The sequence below is a fragment of the Flagellimonas alvinocaridis genome (assembly GCF_004916895.1).
Classification (GTDB): Bacteria; Bacteroidota; Bacteroidia; order Flavobacteriales; family Flavobacteriaceae; genus Flagellimonas; species Flagellimonas alvinocaridis.
Map to the genome: position 1 here is coordinate 188,774 of NZ_SNTZ01000002.1, position 17,077 is coordinate 205,850.

General features: G+C 42.5%; 14 protein-coding genes. 4 read left to right on the forward strand and 10 right to left on the reverse strand.

Annotated features, from left to right (window positions below; genetic code table 11):
* Positions 1-52: 52 nt before the first annotated feature.
* The gene (gene secDF / locus EZV76_RS06100; RefSeq protein ID WP_136565717.1) at positions 53-3,019 is read left to right on the forward strand and encodes a protein translocase subunit SecDF; all 2,967 of its coding nucleotides are present in this window, start codon (positions 53-55) and stop codon (positions 3,017-3,019) included.
* A gap of 85 nt (positions 3,020-3,104) precedes the next feature.
* Here secDF and EZV76_RS06105 read toward each other — a convergent pair whose 3' ends face one another.
* From EZV76_RS06105 to exaC, 7 genes are all read right to left on the reverse strand, one after another.
* Positions 3,105-4,355: an ATP-binding cassette domain-containing protein gene (locus tag EZV76_RS06105; RefSeq protein WP_136565718.1), complete on the reverse strand. Its 1,251-nt coding sequence runs from the start codon at positions 4,353-4,355 to the stop codon at positions 3,105-3,107.
* A gap of 41 nt (positions 4,356-4,396) precedes the next feature.
* Positions 4,397-4,921 carry a GNAT family N-acetyltransferase gene (locus EZV76_RS06110; RefSeq protein ID WP_136565719.1) on the reverse strand — a complete coding sequence of 175 codons (525 nt, stop codon included), beginning with the start codon at positions 4,919-4,921 and terminating at the stop codon, positions 4,397-4,399.
* Complete coding sequence (locus tag EZV76_RS06115) at positions 4,922-5,401, reverse strand: DUF192 domain-containing protein (RefSeq protein ID WP_136565720.1); 480 nt, start codon at positions 5,399-5,401, stop codon at positions 4,922-4,924.
* A gap of 4 nt (positions 5,402-5,405) precedes the next feature.
* Positions 5,406-6,368 carry a prolipoprotein diacylglyceryl transferase gene (gene lgt / locus EZV76_RS06120; RefSeq protein ID WP_136565721.1) on the reverse strand — a complete coding sequence of 321 codons (963 nt, stop codon included), beginning with the start codon at positions 6,366-6,368 and terminating at the stop codon, positions 5,406-5,408.
* A gap of 135 nt (positions 6,369-6,503) precedes the next feature.
* Complete coding sequence (yidD, locus tag EZV76_RS06125) at positions 6,504-6,725, reverse strand: membrane protein insertion efficiency factor YidD (RefSeq protein ID WP_116218370.1); 222 nt, start codon at positions 6,723-6,725, stop codon at positions 6,504-6,506.
* A gap of 56 nt (positions 6,726-6,781) precedes the next feature.
* Positions 6,782-7,162 (reverse strand): DUF779 domain-containing protein, encoded by a 381-nt coding sequence (locus EZV76_RS06130; RefSeq protein ID WP_136565964.1) that lies wholly within the window; start codon positions 7,160-7,162, stop codon positions 6,782-6,784.
* A 10-nt stretch (positions 7,163-7,172) separates the two neighbouring features.
* Positions 7,173-8,696 carry an acetaldehyde dehydrogenase ExaC gene (exaC, locus tag EZV76_RS06135; protein WP_136565722.1) on the reverse strand — a complete coding sequence of 508 codons (1,524 nt, stop codon included), beginning with the start codon at positions 8,694-8,696 and terminating at the stop codon, positions 7,173-7,175.
* Between the two features lie 210 nt (positions 8,697-8,906).
* On the opposite strand from exaC, the gene EZV76_RS06140 reads away from it, so the two are divergent.
* Positions 8,907-9,812 (forward strand): AraC family transcriptional regulator, encoded by a 906-nt coding sequence (locus EZV76_RS06140; protein WP_136565723.1) that lies wholly within the window; start codon positions 8,907-8,909, stop codon positions 9,810-9,812.
* Between the two features lie 5 nt (positions 9,813-9,817).
* Here the strand turns inward: EZV76_RS06140 and cysS are convergent, their stop codons facing one another.
* Entirely contained in the window at positions 9,818-11,299 is a 1,482-nt protein-coding gene (cysS, locus tag EZV76_RS06145) for a cysteine--tRNA ligase (protein WP_136565724.1), read from the reverse strand.
* A gap of 14 nt (positions 11,300-11,313) precedes the next feature.
* Complete coding sequence (folE, locus tag EZV76_RS06150) at positions 11,314-11,994, reverse strand: GTP cyclohydrolase I FolE (RefSeq protein WP_136565725.1); 681 nt, start codon at positions 11,992-11,994, stop codon at positions 11,314-11,316.
* A gap of 133 nt (positions 11,995-12,127) precedes the next feature.
* Here folE and EZV76_RS06155 point away from each other — a divergent pair, with 133 nt between their 5' ends.
* A complete protein-coding gene (locus EZV76_RS06155; protein WP_136565726.1) occupies positions 12,128-13,930 on the forward strand; it encodes a T9SS type B sorting domain-containing protein in 1,803 nt (600 codons plus the stop codon).
* A 117-nt stretch (positions 13,931-14,047) separates the two neighbouring features.
* The gene (locus EZV76_RS06160; RefSeq protein WP_136565727.1) at positions 14,048-15,487 is read left to right on the forward strand and encodes a T9SS type B sorting domain-containing protein; all 1,440 of its coding nucleotides are present in this window, start codon (positions 14,048-14,050) and stop codon (positions 15,485-15,487) included.
* Positions 15,488-15,539: 52 nt separating this feature from the next.
* Here the strand turns inward: EZV76_RS06160 and EZV76_RS06165 are convergent, their stop codons facing one another.
* On the reverse strand, positions 15,540-17,039 hold the full coding sequence (locus EZV76_RS06165; protein WP_136565728.1) for an OmpP1/FadL family transporter: 1,500 nt from the start codon (positions 17,037-17,039) through the stop codon (positions 15,540-15,542).
* Positions 17,040-17,077: the final 38 nt, after the last annotated feature.

The window sequence follows — 17,077 nt, forward strand, 5'->3', positions numbered from 1 at the left end:
AAATGATATATTTGCACGCTGTTTAAGAAAACTTCTAAAAATTTAATAATCCATGCAGAATAAAGGACTTATAAGGCTTTTCGCGATCCTTTTTGGCTTGGTGAGTGTCTATCAGCTATCCTTTACTTTTATTACAAGTAAGTTGGAAAAGGATGCTGAGGCTTACGCCGTTAGCCAAATTTCGGAAGCTGAGGAAGATTATGTCGCCAAGCGTGAAGCTTTAGAGGCATCGTATTTGGATTCCATCAGTGACAACACTGTTTTGGGCTTTACCAGCTATGATGATGCCAAGAAAAAAGAGCTGAACAAGGGGTTGGACCTTAAAGGAGGGATCAACGTAACCCTGCAGATTTCCGTGAAGGACATCTTGAAAGGTTTGGCCAACAATACCAAAAACCCGGTTTTCAACAAAGCATTGGCAGATGCCGACAATGCCTCCAAAAATAGTGATGCCACCTATTTGGAGTTATTTTTTGATGCTTTTGATAATATCAAGGGAGACACCAAATTGGCCTCTCCAGATATTTTTGCCAATAAGGGTCTTAGCGAGGATGTCAATTTTCAAATGACCGATGATGAGGTAAAACCTATCATCAGGAGAAAGATTGATGAATCCATTGTTTCTGCATTTGAAGTACTACGTGAACGTATAGATGGTTTTGGTGTTACCCAGCCCAACATCCAAAGGGAAGGAAACTCTGGCCGTATTTTGGTGGAGTTGCCAGGTGCCAGGGATATAGCTCGCGCCCAAGAATTGCTTTCCAGTACCGCACAATTGGAGTTTTGGGAAACGTACTCACAGAGCAACCAGAGCTTGGGAGCCTTTTTGGTAAATGCCAATGAAAGGCTAAAAGAAATCTTGGAGCCAGAGCAAGTAGAAGAGGTAATTTCCAAACCAGAATCCGAAATAGATTCTTTGTTGTCCGATGTGGCACAGGACTCTTTGGATATGGCACCGGAAACCAACCCACTTTTGGGGAAACTTATTCCGGCCAATCCAGGTAGCCATGCCATAGCAAGAGCATTGGTCGCAGATACCGCAGAAATTGGAGGGTATCTGAGAATGCCCCAAATCAAGAGACTTGTACCGAACGATGTACAGTTTGTGAAATTTCTTTGGGAAAGACCGGCTCAAGACTCTGAAGTAGTTGAGTTGTATGCCCTAAAGTCTAACAGGGATGGTACACCTAGAATCAGTGGGGATGTGGTTTCTGATGCGCAAGATACATTTGATCAGTACAACAAGCCTGCGGTAACCATGACCATGAATACCAGAGGTGCCAAGGAATGGGAAAAACTAACAGGGGATGCCTATAGCAACCAAACAGGTATTGCCATTGTTCTGGATAATAAAGTATACACGGCTCCTGGGGTTTCAACTGGACCAATTTCAGGGGGACGTTCTGAGATAACAGGAACCTTCACCGTAAACGAAACAAAGGATATTGCCAATGTTTTACGGGCAGGGAAACTTCCTGCATCCGCAGAGATCATTCAATCTGAAGTGGTTGGACCATCTTTGGGGCAAGAAGCCATTGATAGCGGTTTTGCCTCTTTCATGATTGCCATGGCGTTTGTTTTGTTGTGGATGATATTCTACTACGGTAGAGCAGGTGTCTTTGCAGATATCGCCCTAATATTCAATATTCTTTTGATTTTTGGAGTGTTGACAAGCTTGGGAGCGGTACTTACGCTGCCTGGTATTGCGGGTATTGTATTGACCATAGGTATGTCGGTTGATGCGAACGTTCTTATTTTTGAAAGGATAAAAGAAGAATTGGCCAGAGGTAAAGGAAAAGCTCAGGCAATAGCCGATGGTTTTGGAAATGCCCTGTCTTCCATTTTGGATGCCAATATCACTACTGGATTGACAGCGATTATCCTTTTTGTTTTCGGTTCGGGACCCATTAAAGGATTTGCTACAACCTTATTGATAGGTATTGTAACATCATTGTTCACAGCCATTTTTGTAACTCGATTGATGATTGAGGCCTATACAGCCAAAAAGGGTCGACGTTTGGATTTCTCTACCGCCATGACCAAAAGTCTATTCAATAACCTGCACATCGATTTCTTGTCAAAAAGAAAGATTGCCTACGTGGTTTCAGGTATTATGTTGGTAATATGTGCGTTCTCCTTATTTACAACAGGATTGCAGCAAGGAGTGGATTTCATTGGAGGACGGTCATACCAAATCCGTTTCGAAAAAGCAGTCAATCCATCAGAAATTGCCTCTGAATTGAACGAGGTTTTCGGTAGTGGAACCAATGTAAAAACCTTTGGGGATGCCAACCAGATAAAGGTAACCACCCCTTACAAGGTTGATGAAGAAGGCGTGGAAATTGATAATGAAATTCAGGATAAATTATATACTACTCTACAGAAATATTTGCCAGACGGTACTTCGTTTCAAGATTTTACCGTTGGAGCTTCAGAAAAATCCATTGGAATCATGCAATCCGTAAAGGTTGGACCTACCATTGCCGATGATATCAAGAAAAATGCCTTTTTGGCTATTTTGGGATCGTTGGCCGTAGTTTTCCTTTATATCTTGTTCCGATTTAGAAAATGGCAGTTTTCATTGGGTGCCGTTGTTGCGGTTTTCCATGATGTAATGATTGTATTGGGAATTTTCTCCTTGACCGGCAGCATTATGCCTTTTAATATGGAGATAGACCAAGCATTCATTGCGGCCATTCTTACCGTAATTGGATACTCCTTGAATGACACCGTGGTAGTATTTGATAGAATCCGGGAGATTGTTGGACTGAAAGGCTGGAAGGCTGGAGAGAATATTAATGAGGCATTGAATAGCACCTTGAGCCGTACGTTGAATACGTCTTTGACAACCTTGATCGTACTATTGGCCATCTTCATTTTTGGTGGAGAAAGCCTTAGAGGGTTTATGTTTGCCATGATTGTGGGTGTAATTGTGGGTACATACTCATCTGTGTTCATAGCAACTCCAATTATGTTCGACGCCTTGAAGAAGAAAGTTGCCGCTGCTACGGCAGCCTAGTTAAATAGTTTTAGATTACACGAATAAAAGCCGCTCTCAAGAGCGGCTTTTATTTTTTATGATATGATGATGACGTATGGTGATTTTATTTTTGGATTACCGTTCCAACTGAACCGTTGGGTCTCATCTCCAAGACGTAATTAAATTGAGGATGCAAACCTGCTTCCATTCTGTGCGAAACAAAGATTATGGTGGTATGGCTTTCTTGGGCAATTTTATTCACTAAGGCAACAAACAGGGCTGCGCCGGCATCATCCAAGCCCGCTGTTGGTTCATCCAATATAAGCAAGGGAGGATGTTTGATCATGGCCCTTGCGGTCATGACCAACCGTTTGTCCCCAGCTGAAAGTTCTCTAAATAGATAATCTCGTTTATCATGCAAATTCAAAAGCTGCAACCACTCGCGTGCCAAAAGTTTTTCAGTTTGGGTGGGCAGTACGTACAAGCCAATTGAATCGTGAAGTCCAGAGATGACCATATGCTCCAGCGTGTGGTATCCACCAAATTTATCTGTCATGGCCGGGGTAAAATAGCCAATCTTTTTTTTAAGGTCCCATACACTTTCACCGCTTCCTTTTTTTGTGCCGAACAAGGAAAGGTTTTTACCGTATCCCTTATGACTATCTCCCGTGATCATGGATAATAGGGTTGTTTTTCCACTACCATTGGGGCCTACCAATTGCCAGAAATCCCCTTTTTTAACCCTCCAGCTAATACGGTCCAAAACTTGTTTCCCATCAAAACTGACTGAAACCCCTTCAAAACTCACCAATTCTGGGTGTTCAAGGTTGATGGGCTCCAATGGAGGTGGTATGACTCCCTTAAACTGTATGGAATTTTGTTGGTTGGCTTCCCAAAATGATGTTTCGGAAGGATATGGTATAAGGACATCGCCATCGAGTTTAAAAAATTCCGTCATCACGGGTAAAATATCTTCTACACGGCTTGCTAGTTGAATCAATGTTTTTGTTGCTCCAATAGCACAGAGTTCATCTTTTAATTGACTTTGCGTTGCGACATCCAAATTGTCAAAAGGATTCACCAGGACCAAAAAATCATTGTTTTCGGCCATTAAATGGCTGAGCAAGGCTTTTTTCTGTTCTCCACTGCTCATGGTTTTTAAGGACTGGTCTGTATTTCGGGTAAGGATTTTTATATCGTGGCGTTCCTCTTCATCCATGAACCGTTCAATTTCCGCTCGGGAAAACAATCCCCCTTTTTTTGAAGCAAGTTCTTCAAAACCTTTAATGGCATCTTGTTTCAACAATTGGTTGATGAAATTGCCGAAATAGGATGTGTTATTGATTAAAACGGCAAAATTTCTGGTTTTCTGCATGTTTTGAAGAGAAATCTAGATTCTGGCATTGAAATTAGAGATTATGCCTGATTTACCCTAAAAATATGGACTGGATTATCTTTATATGAAGTTGTTTTGTCCAATAACATGCCGTTCTTCAGAGCTACTTTTTGTGAGGGAACATTATCTACATGGATAATGGATATTAAGGAATTGGCATAGTTTTGTTCAAACGCATATTCCTTGCATTTTTGGGCAGCTTCAAAAGCAAATCCCTGCAACCAAAACTTTGGTAATACGGAATATCCTATTTCCAGTTCCTCGGTATTATCAACAGTTTGAACAAGAAGACCACAAATACCTACCAGTTGCCCGCTTTCTTTTAAAATCAAGGCGTTCATGCCGCCCAAATCGTTTTCATAGCGTTCAAAAATACGGTCAAATTGTGCTTGGCATGCTTCAATTGGATTTTCTGGCAACCCTTCCCAAAATTGAGTGGATTTTGGTTCGTGGTAAAAGGGCAGCCAATCATTAAAATCTGATGGTTGTATATTACGAAACAGTAATCGTTCCGTAGTTTGACCTTCTAGCAGATATTTGGACATTTAGTTTTTGGTAAAGGTAATGCTGTCTCCCACCTGCAACCCAAACTTATCTGAAAGACCAGCATTTATTTCCAAAACATATTTAATGGGTACTTTGGAAGAGAGACTGGTTTCATCATTAGGTTGGGCATTTTTTTGAAAACTGGCAATTTTTTGGTTATCCCCAATATAAATGATATCCAGAGGAATCAAGGTGTTCTTCATGTAAAAATAGTGCATGGACACATCTGGAAAGATAAAGAGCATCCCCTGATTTTTTTCCATGGATTCCCGATACATAAGACCTGTTTGGGTCTCGTAGTCGGTTTCGGCTATTTCTATGTCAAACTCCACCAGTAGCGAGTCTGTTTGTGATTGAAGAATATTTAGGCTCCCTTCCTTTTTGAATTTAATGGTCTCTGTCTTTATTTCCTTATTATTTTCTGTCTTGCATGAAGCCAAGATAAAAACCAAGAGGATTATGGATGATTTAAAATACATGGAATCAGTCTTTTTCTGGGAGGGGTTTGTACATAAAGAAAAGTCCAATTATGATCATAGGAATGCTTAACCACTGGCCCGTGGACAAAAGGCCAAGAGTATCCTCAAAACCTCCCTGACTTTTCTTAAAGAATTCCACAACAAACCGAACCACAAATAAAAGCACCATAAAGAGCCCAAAAAGATAACCAGGTTTATCCTTTTTGTCCGTTTTCCAATATAGTTGGTACAGTACCACGAACACAAAAATATAGCAGATGCCTTCATACAATTGTGCGGGGTGTCTAAACGGAATGGATTCTAGAAGGTTGGCAAAATCAGGATTGTGTTCAATGGCTTTATAAGCTGCATTTTCTGTCTTTTCATGGGTCAGTGCCATAGCTCTGTATGATGGCATATCATCTGAGTCTCGAATAAAACGAGTGGCTAAAAAATAGGATTTATCTACAATTTTCCCGTTGATTTCGGAGTTGAAAAAATTTCCAAACCGCACAAAACTCGCTCCAATGGCCGAAGGAATTACCAATCGGTCCAATAACCAAAGCATTTTTATGTCTTCCCATTTTCTACAGTAGAGCCATACTCCAATAACGGCGGCAATAGTGGCTCCATGGCTGGCCAATCCCGTGAAGCCGGTAAACTCATATCCATTGATGAATCCAAACAAAGAGCTATTGGCACTTTCACGAATGGGCAAAAGAATTTCAATCAAGTGATTTTTGTAGTAAGACCAATCATAAAAGAACACATGACCCAGACGGGCACCGAGCATAATGGAGACTACGGTGTATATAAAAAGGGAGTCCAATTTTTCCATGGACTTTTTTTCGTTCTGGAAAATCCGTTTCATGATAAACCAACCTGCGACAAAGGCAGCTATCCAAAGCAGATTATAATATTTTATTTGAACGAACCCTATTTTGAACAACGTTCCTTCAGGATTCCAATTAAAACCAAGAAAATACATTGAGTTAATTTTTGGACTAATATAACTACTTTGATTGGACAGGCGAGAGGATTATTACTTTTTTGATACTTGTAACTGCAATACCTGATAAAGGTTTACATGGTTTGGGAGCTTATAGTTGACAATTGGAATGTTCTATGGGACAGGGTCATAGCCCTTGCCACCCCAAGGATTACAGCTAGCTATACGTTTTAAGGAAAGCCAGCCACCTTTAAATAGGCCGTGTTTTTTAAGTGCCTCAAGCGTATATTGTGAACAGGTGGGGGAATAACGACATGTAGCTGGCAGATATGGTGAAATGAGCAATTGATAGGCTCGTACCAGCAGTACAAAGGGGGCAATTAGAATTCGCTTCATGTTTGGGATAAGAAACTACAAGGTATAAAAAAGCCCCGACTTAAGTCGGGGCTTTTTTACACTTCTTCTGAACCCAAATGAACTGGGGACAATTGTTCCCGTTCTTGGTCCGTGAACATTCGGGATTTGATTACGAAACGGATGCCCATGGGAATCTCCAAACTAAAGCTTGAACCACGACCCTTGGTCACATCAACCGTAAGTTGAGTGTGTTGCCAATAGTTAAACTGATCTTTGCTCATGAAAAAATCACAGCCGTGGATGGATCCCAACCACACATCGGTCTCATTGAGCATCAATTCTCCTTTTGGGAAGCACATGGGGGAGGAGCCATCACAACACCCACCGCTTTGGTGAAACATGAGTTCTCCATGCTCCACCCTCAGTTGATCTATAATTTTAATAGCATTTTCTGAAACCAAAACCCGTTCTGTCATCATCTGTGTTTTAGAAAAAGCCCAAAGCACTTTTGTCGTAGGAAATCAGCATGTTTTTGGTTTGTCGGTAATGATTGAGCATCATTTTGTGGGTTTCCCTACCGATACCTGATTTTTTATAGCCTCCAAATGGAGCGTGTGCTGGATAGGCATGGTAACAGTTTACCCAAACCCTACCGGCTTGTATTTCTCTTGAGATTTTATAGGCTTGGTGCATATCACGGGTCCATACCCCGGCACCCAATCCATAAAGGGTGTCATTGGCTATCTCCAAGGCTTCGGCTTCATCTTTAAAGGTGGTGACGCAGACCACGGGACCAAATATTTCCTCTTGGAAGACCCGCATTCTGTTATTTCCCTTTAAAATGGTGGGTTGAATGTAGTAGCCGCCTTCGAGTCCTTCGTTGTAGGCGGCATCACCGCCGGTAAGTACCTCACAGCCCTCTTCTTTTCCTATGTTGATGTAGTTGAGGATTTTCTCATACTGATCGTTGGAAGCCTGGGCACCCATCATGGTGTCTGGGTCTAGGGGATGCCCCAATTTTACCGCTTTGGTTCGCTCTACCACCCGTTCGATGAACTGGTCAAAAATACTTTCCTGGACCAGCATTCGGGATGGACAGGTGCAGACTTCGCCTTGATTCAAAGCGAACATCACGGCGCCTTCCAGACATTTGTCAAAGAATTCATCATCGGCATCCATAATACTTTCGAAGAACACGTTGGGGGATTTACCACCCAGCTCCAAAGTTACGGGGGTGATGTTTTTTGAAGCGTATTGCATGATCAATTGCCCTGTAGTGGTTTCCCCGGTAAAGGCCACTTTGTTGATACGTGGGCTGGAGGCCAAAGGCTTTCCGGCTTCAATCCCAAAACCGTTTACAATATTGAGTACGCCTGCGGGAAGGATATCCTCGATGAGTTCCATGAACACTAGAATACCCACAGGGGTCTGCTCCGCTGGCTTTAGTACCACGCAGTTCCCGGCGGCCAGTGCTGGGGCCACTTTCCATGCAGCCATAAGTAGTGGGAAATTCCAAGGAATGATCTGTCCCACCACGCCCAAAGGTTCCAAAATGTTCATGGAGACCGTATTAGAATCCAATTCGCTGACCGAACCTTCCTCGGCGCGGATCACTCCGGCGAAGTATCTGAAATGATCAATGGCCAATGGAAGGTCTGCGGCACGGGTTTCCCGTAGCGGTTTTCCATTGTCCCACGTTTCTGCCCGCGCCAATACCTCAAGATTCTTTTCCATGGCATCGGCAATCTTTAGCAACAGATTACTTCGATAGGTGGCCGATGAGCTGTTCCATTGTGGTGCGGCTTCCCAAGCGGCATCAATGGCTTTTTCGATATCCTCGGCGGTGGATCGTGCGATTTTTGTGAACGCTTGACCATCCACCGGTGAGATGTTTTCAAAATACTCGCCTTTCGTAGGTGGGGTCCACTTACCTCCGATATAATTTTCATACTGATTTTTGAACGCAGGTTTTTCCAAAACGCTACGCTCCGTAGTTTGTACATTGCTCATAATACTGGGTGTTTGTGTAATTAATTTTTGAAAGGGCCTAAGTCCCAATGTGTTGATTCTAAAAGTATTGAATTTGATACCTGGTCATCTGACGTATCCTATTATTTTAGTGCACAATCCTGTTTGCGGTTATATTTTTAACAATTATTGGGTCGTAATTTTTTATATTTAATAAGTATTAGGTTTAAATTTTACGAAGTAGGTATTGGTATGCAGCTTTCCGAACGATTTTATAAGGAACGAAAACTGGAGCATTTGGTGGAAAACCAAACCTCCTACACCTTGAACAATGCCGCCATGCATGTTTTTGAAACGCATCTGCAGGCGGAACGGGTATTGCTTCAATTTGACCAGCCCGTACTGGCTTCCATGCTTATTGGAAAGAAGGTGATGCATCTTCGCGATAAAAAGGCATTCGATTTTTTACCTGGAGAATCCCTGATTTTACCTTCCAATGAAATGATGTGCATAGATTTTCCAGAGGCCGATCAGGATAACCCTACCCGTTGTTTGGCCATGGCCATATCCGATGAGAAGATACGCAGGGTCATTGGACTCATGAACGAGACCATGCCCAAACATGATGGGTCTGAATGGGCCTTTGTGGACTACAATTTCCATTTTACCAATGATGCCAGTATCTATGGCATTATCCAAAGGTTGCTATACCTCTTTACCGAAAACCACCCCTCCAAGGATTTCTTTGTGGACAATATGTTGCAGGAGTTGATTATGCGGATTCTGCAGGGAAGTAGAAAAAAGACCATTGGGGAGAATGCTTCAAAATTGGCCGGCCATAACCGATTGGCCTATACCATAGACTATATCTCCACTCATTTGCATGAAAACCTATCGGTGGGTGAACTGAGTAAAAAAGCCTGCATGAGCGAATCCCATTTTCATAAGACCTTTAAAGAGGAATTGGGGGTAACACCCATCGAATACATCAACAGTGAACGGATTAAAATGGCCGTAAAGCTGTTGCAGGACCCCAACAAAAAGATAAAGGAAATTTATCTGGAATGTGGTTTTGAAAATCGTTCCTACTTCAATCGGTTGTTCAAGCGAAAAATCAAGGCATCTCCCGGAGAATACCAGTCCAAGTTTATGGGTTGATCCTATTAATTGATGCTGAACGTTGTGCCGTCCTTTCCGTCCTTTAGCTGAATGCCCAAAGCGGTCAATTCGTCCCTGATTTTGTCCGAAGTGGCAAAATCCTTGTTGGCCCTTGCTTCATTACGAAGTTCAATCAGCAATTCCATGACACCGTTCAAAGCGTTGGAATCATTTTGACCCATGGATTGGTTCTCGATACCCAGAACATCATAAACAAAACTGTTCATAGTAGATGCAAGCAAAGCTTTGTCCGCTTCAGTGATGGTTTCCTTATCTTCCTTGATCAGGTTGATGTGTTTTACCGCATCAAAAAGATGGGCAATAAGGATGGGCGTGTTGAAATCATCGTTCATGGCATCATAGCATTTTTGCTTCCATGCCTCGACATTGAAATCAGAGGATGCGCCAGTTTTTAATCCATCTAAACAATTGAGGGCATCCATCAATCGGTTGTATCCTTTTTCCGAAGCCTGGAGTGCATCATCACTAAGATCCAAGATACTGGTGTAGTGTGCCTGCATCATGAAAAAACGTACTGTGGCAGGGGAATAGGCCTTGCTCAAGATGTCGTTGTTACCACTTATGATTTCAGAGGGGTAAATATTGTTACCCGTGGATTTGGACATTTTTTTCCCATTGAGGGTGAGCATATTGGCATGGAGCCAATATTTTACTGGGGATTTTCCTGTACTGGCCTCGGCTTGTGCAATTTCGCATTCGTGATGGGGAAACTTTAGATCCATCCCCCCTCCGTGAATATCAAAGGTCTCTCCTAAATATTTGGTGCTCATGGCAGTACACTCCAAATGCCAGCCTGGGAAACCATCGCCCCATGGTGAAGGCCAGCGCATGATGTGCTGCGGTTCGGCTTTTTTCCAAAGTGCAAAATCCTGAGGATTTTGTTTTTCATCCTGGGCAGTGAGCTCACGGGTGTTGGCGATCATATCCTCCAACTTCCTTCCGCTCAGTTTTCCGTATTCATGATCTTTGTTGAACTTGACCACATCAAAATACACGCTACCATTGACCTCATAAGCAAATCCTTTTTCCAGAATATCCTTGATAATCTCTATCTGCTCAATAATGTGCCCTGTTGCCGTAGGCTCTATGCTTGGGGGCAATAGGTTGAATTGTTGCAGGGTGTTATGGAAATCCACGGTGTAGCGTTGTACCACTTCCATGGGTTCAATCTGCTCCAACTTGGCCTTTTTGGCAATTTTGTCCTCTCCATCATCGGCATCGTTTTCCAAATGTCCGGCATCGGTAATATTCCGTACATAGCGAACCTTATACCCCAAATGTTTGAAGTACCTGAAAATCATATCGAAGGACATAAAGGTGCGACAGTTGCCCAAATGTACATTGCTATACACCGTGGGGCCGCAGACATACATGCCCACATGGCCTTCGTTTATAGGTTGAAAAACCTCTTTTTTTCCAGAAAGTGAATTGTGTACTTTTAGATTTTGGTCTTTATAAAGTTGCATTTAAAAAAGTAGGATTAAAAGTCGGTATCCAGGTTGATGTAATCCAAAAATTCCCGTCTTACAGCTTCATCTTTAAATTTTCCGCCGTATTCAGAAGTTACCGTGCTGCTTTCAATATCACGGATTCCCCTTGAATTTACGCAAAGATGCTTTGCATCAATAACGCAAGCTACATCTTCGGTGCCTAGCACCTGTTGCATTTCCTTTACAATTTGGATGTTCAAGCGTTCCTGTACTTGAGGGCGCTTGGCGTAATAGTCAACAATACGGTTCATTTTGGAAAGCCCAACCACAGTACCGTTGGAAATATAGGCAATATGCGCCCGTCCCACTATGGGCAACAAGTGATGCTCACATGTAGAGTAAAGAACAATGTTCTTCTCTACCAACATTTCACCATACTTGTATTTGTTCTTGAATGTGGAGGATTCGGGTTTTCTCTTGGGATGCAGTCCGCCAAAAACTTCCTTTACGTACATCTTGGCCACTCTTTTAGGTGTTCCGGCCAGGCTGTCATCATCCAAATCAAGGCCGAGCGTCAACATAATTTCACGTACACTTTTCTGTATCCGTTCAATTTTTTCTTCATCGCTCAATACAAAAGCATCATCCCTCATAGGGGTTTCGGTTGAAGAGCCAACATGATCGTTGCCCCTGTCTTCATACTGTTCTTCCAATGCCTGCTCTATTTTCATTGCTGTTTCTTCAAGAAAGCAAAGATATACATTAATGGACTATTTAACATCTGATAGCGGGGGTTTGACAACATAAATTATTGTTAAGGAAGGGGACTTTCTACTTTTATAATGCCCAAACCTACAGTCTTTTATGGTGAAATCGGTTTTAAAAGCTTTATTATGTACCCTTGTTTGGCAGTTTGGTTATACCCAAGTATCACCAGATTGTGCCACTGTTGTTCCCATTTGTAACAACACGCCTATTAATGGGGGAACCAATGGTTTTGGTGTTGATGATTTCTACGGAGCTGCTTCCAGTGGTTGTTTGGAACAGACCACTTCCGGCACCATAGAATCCAACTCTGCATGGTATCGATTTCGCACTGGGGCATCAGGACAACTGGGATTCAATATTGGACACAATAGTTCCGAAGACTGGGATTTTGCACTGTACCAGGCTAGTGATTGCAATACGTTGGGTGAGCCTATTCGTTGCAATTTTTTTGATAACAGTGATTCCAAAAGGTTTATTGGCGTAGGGGAAGATCCTACAGGTGATGGGGAATCCGTTCATTATGAAGATTGGCTTCAGGTAGAGCCGGGACAGGATTATTACCTCTTTATCAATAATTTTAGCAATGTAAATTCCGGGTTTTCCATACAGTTTACAGGTGATATTTGGTTAACCAACCCCAATGATGCACTTGACTGTTCCATAATCAACAACCTTTTGGGGCCTCCAATTGCCGCATGTGAAGGTGATACCGTAGTTTTGGACGCTACGACTTCTGGAGCGGTAGGATATGAGTGGTATAGTGATACAGGCAGCGGATTTCAATTGATTTCAGGAGCCAATGCTTCAACCTATACCGCGCCAGATTCTGCACAATATCGTGTTGTGGTCGCTACTGGTACGGGCACTATCATAAGCGATGTACAAGTGGGATTCAATGCCAGCCCCGTCACTGGAACCCTGGCAGATGCAGTTTATTGCCATACACCAAATACCACTTTTGATTTATCAACAAAAGACATAGAGGCTTTGGGAAACCAAAATCCTAATGAATTTATAGTGAGCTACCATAGTTCGCAGTCCGATGCAGATACAGGAATAAGCCCATTGCCTAAGGAATATGAAAAAAGCCCGGGGCAAGAGACCATTTATGTGCGGACCACTTCATTGGCCAATCCAAATTGTTATGATGCATCTGAGAGTTTTCTATTGGATGCCATTGAGGTTCCTGAGCTGACCTTTTCGGAACAAATGGTAATTTGTGAAGGAACCGGTGCCATTTTCATTGGGGAAACCATGCCCAATCCTAATTACACCTATCAATGGAGTACGGGTGAGCAAAGTCCAAGTATTATGGTTTCCGAAGAAGGGGAATATACCGTTACTGTGACCCATGCCTCCAGTGGTTCGTCTTGCGAGGCAACAAGAACCATTACTGTGAACATTTCGGAATTACCAGTGATAACCGATGTTGAAATTGACGATTTTAAACCGAGAAATACGGTGAGAATCATCACTGAGAGCAATACCGAATTGGAATACCGATTGGATGATGGGGATTTTCAGTCCAGTAATACTTTTGAAGATGTGCTTCCGGGAAGTCATGAGGTTACCATGCGGGACATCCATGGCTGTGGAGAGGTCAGGGAAAATATTGTGGTTGTGGGCTATTTGGCCAGTTTTTCACCCAATGGGGATGTGCTCAATGAAAGATGGCAAATAGAAGGACTTTCAGAATTGAATTCTCCAGTGGTCACTATCTTTGACCGTTATGGTAAAATGATAAAGCAAATGACTGAATTGGATGCTGGCTGGGATGGAAATCTAAATGGAAAGCCACTTCCTTCCACAGATTATTGGTTTAAATTATCGTATGTTGATGCGAATGGCAATAGGGTAAATGCCAAATATCTCCAAAGTCATTTTTCCTTGAAGCGCTGACTTGAAAACGCATTTCATCGATTAACAGCATATTTTTTCGATGAATAAATACTAAAAGGGTGCCATATGGAGTTATAGAGGTTATATATAGAATAACCTTTAGCCCCAAAAAATTCTATGAGAGCTCTATTTAGCGCAATATGTTGCTTTTTTCTATTCTCCATAGCAGTATGCGCTCAAAACTCCCCAGATTGTAGAACGGCAATTCCTGTATGTGCAGATGCCCCTATTATGGGAACTACTGATGGCAGTGGTGATATTGACGATTTTGACCCCGAAGTGATTACCCAAACGGGTTGCTTGGAAAAGGGGAGCAATAGTTCGGCAAATATAGAGCACAATACAGGATGGTATGTTTTTCGTGCTGGAACAGATGGGCAGATTGGATTTGATATTGAAGCGCTTCCCAATCCGGGTGGAGTTCTTACCGCGGAATGGGATTTTGCAGTTTATGGTCCCTTTGATCAAACCACAGGTCAAAACTTTTGTACCATAGTGGGAGATGGGACCGCCCAGCCCATTCGTTGCAATTACGAAACCAACGATACCGGATTTACAGGAATTGGAGTAAATCCTGTGGATGGTAGGGAAGGAGCTCCTTTTGTAAAGCAGAGCCAGAACACGTATGATGAATGGTTGGATGTTACCGCAGGGGAAATCTACTACTTGTACATCAACAATTACAACACCAATTTTGATGATGACCCAGAGTCGTTCATCCTGACATTTACAGGCACATCGGTTGAGGATGATCAGAATACGGCCTTGGACTGTACCCTTAGGGATGAGTTTTTGGGTTTGGATATTGTGGCCTGTGAAGGGGATCCTGATATTGTGCTAAGTGCGCAAAACTCACCGGTTGGACCTAATATTACCAATGTAACCTGGGAATTGGATGCCGATGATGACGGAACTTACGAAACGGTTCTAGCTAGTGGTCCTAATGAGGTAGAGTATACAGTCACCAGTCCTAATTCAGGACGATATAGAGTAACGATTGAACATACTTTTGGAAATCCGATTACTGATGATATCCTTATCACATATTACGGAATTCCAAGCCTAACAGTGACCATATTGGATGATTTGGTGAACAGTGATCAAACCGACCCGTACAATGTGGAGTTTATTCCCGATGGCGATGGCAATTATGAATATGCCATCAATGGTGGGGAGTTTCAGGATGATCCTATTTTCTTGGATGTCCCTCCCGGATTAAACTCAGTGGTCATAAATGACAAGAATGGCTGCGGAACTTCAGACCCTGTTCCATTTTTGGTAGTGGGTTATCCCAAATTCTTTACGCCCAACGGGGACGGGGTGCACGACAGTTGGAATGTTTATGGTATTGATCAATTGTCCAACCCAACCGTATTTATCTTTGATCGTTATGGTAAGTTATTGAAGCAGTTGGATCCCAATCTAGGATGGGATGGAACCTTTAACGGAAGGGATTTGCCTTCTTCCGACTACTGGTTTAGACTGGATTATGATCGAGATGACAGCGGGGTTATGGTGGCCCGTTCGGTACGCAGGCACTTTTCCTTAGTACGTTAAAACAAAAAAAGGCCGGATTGCTCCGACCTTGCATTCTTCAAATATTCCCAAATTAGAATTTAAAACTATATCCCAAGGAAATATTGGTATTTATCCTATTGATCATAGCGGAACTATTAATACCGGAATCAAAAAGGAAGGTGTTTACATCCTGTTCGGTTCGGCTAACGGCCAAATCCAATCTGCTTCCTCCAAAACTATAGCCGATACCGCCAGAGAATCCAGTTAGTTCGCCCACAATGTCGTCATTTTCATAAGGACTGTCCTCGTATCTATACCCCGCCCTTAAACTAACTTGGTCTATTCGGAATTCCCCACCCAATCGATAGGTGTTCACAACGCCAAGTGTTTCATTTATAAAATCATTTTCCGATGCAAAATTAGGATCAGATGTGGGTCTAAGCTCTGCTTGTGACATGTCTTGGTATCCGTAGTCAAAACTCAACAAACCATCTTGGCCAAAGATTACGGCAACACTACCAGTAAGTTTGCCGGGAGTTTTTATGCGATAATCTTCGTACAGGTTAACAATGTTAAAATCAATGAAATCGATATCCGATACCGCCAAAGTGGAGTTGATGCGCTGTGAAGTGTCGTCCGTCAACTCGTACCACGTAGGGGACTGATAGCTACCTCCAACGCGCACACTTTCATTTAATTTGGCAATAGCTCCAAGGCTAAATGAAAACCCATAGCCTTCGGTATGCAATAAATTATCAAAAGTGGTGAATTGAATAGGGGAGTCTTGGTTATATCCATTCTCATCCATTAAAGTAACTCTGTCATACAGTACATTGTGAAAATTCAATGAAGCACCTACGTAAAGATTTTCCTGATATTGGCCGGCAAAATTTACCGTGAACTTGCTGTTGTATCCGGAAGTGGTCTGAAGGTATTCTTGGTTTACGCTGCTGTATTCGGCATTTGAAAAGTAAGAAGTGTTGTCATCATCATCTACCGTAGGTTCAATAAGGCCTGCTTGGAATCCTAGGAAAGCCTGTTGGGCGCCATATCCAAGGCTGGAGCCAATATCCAGATAGGCTTCTTCAATGAACTCCCCCTGCTGTACGCGGAGAGGGCCAAGTGGCTGGCCTTGGGCAAAGTTCAAAAAATAATTGTCTATACCTACAGATGTGTTTCCTCCTGCAAAAAAGCTATTGTCAAAATTTTGTACCATATCGTAGTTGAATGCCAAGGCAACTTTTTTCCAAGGACTTTCTGTGGATTTAAATACCAAAACACCTCCCACTTGGTTAAATTCCAAGGAATTGTCGGTGGTATTGCTTACGCTGTTTCCAAAGAACGCATCATTGTTTCGGTGATAATTGGACCCCGTGATGCTAATTTCACTGAAATTGAATACTGCAGAACCTGCAGGGTTAACATTTAAGGCTGATAAATCACCGCCAAGCGCTCCAAATGCGCCACCCATGGCCTGAAATCTTGCCGTTCCCTGAATATTTTCTGTACTGTATCGTAAAACGTCGTCTATGGTCTGTGCGGTTGCAAAAGTGCATGCCAATACCATTATGAAAGTTGAAATTTGTTTCATTTTCAATTTTTTTAATGAGTTGAGATGGATTTCTGGGA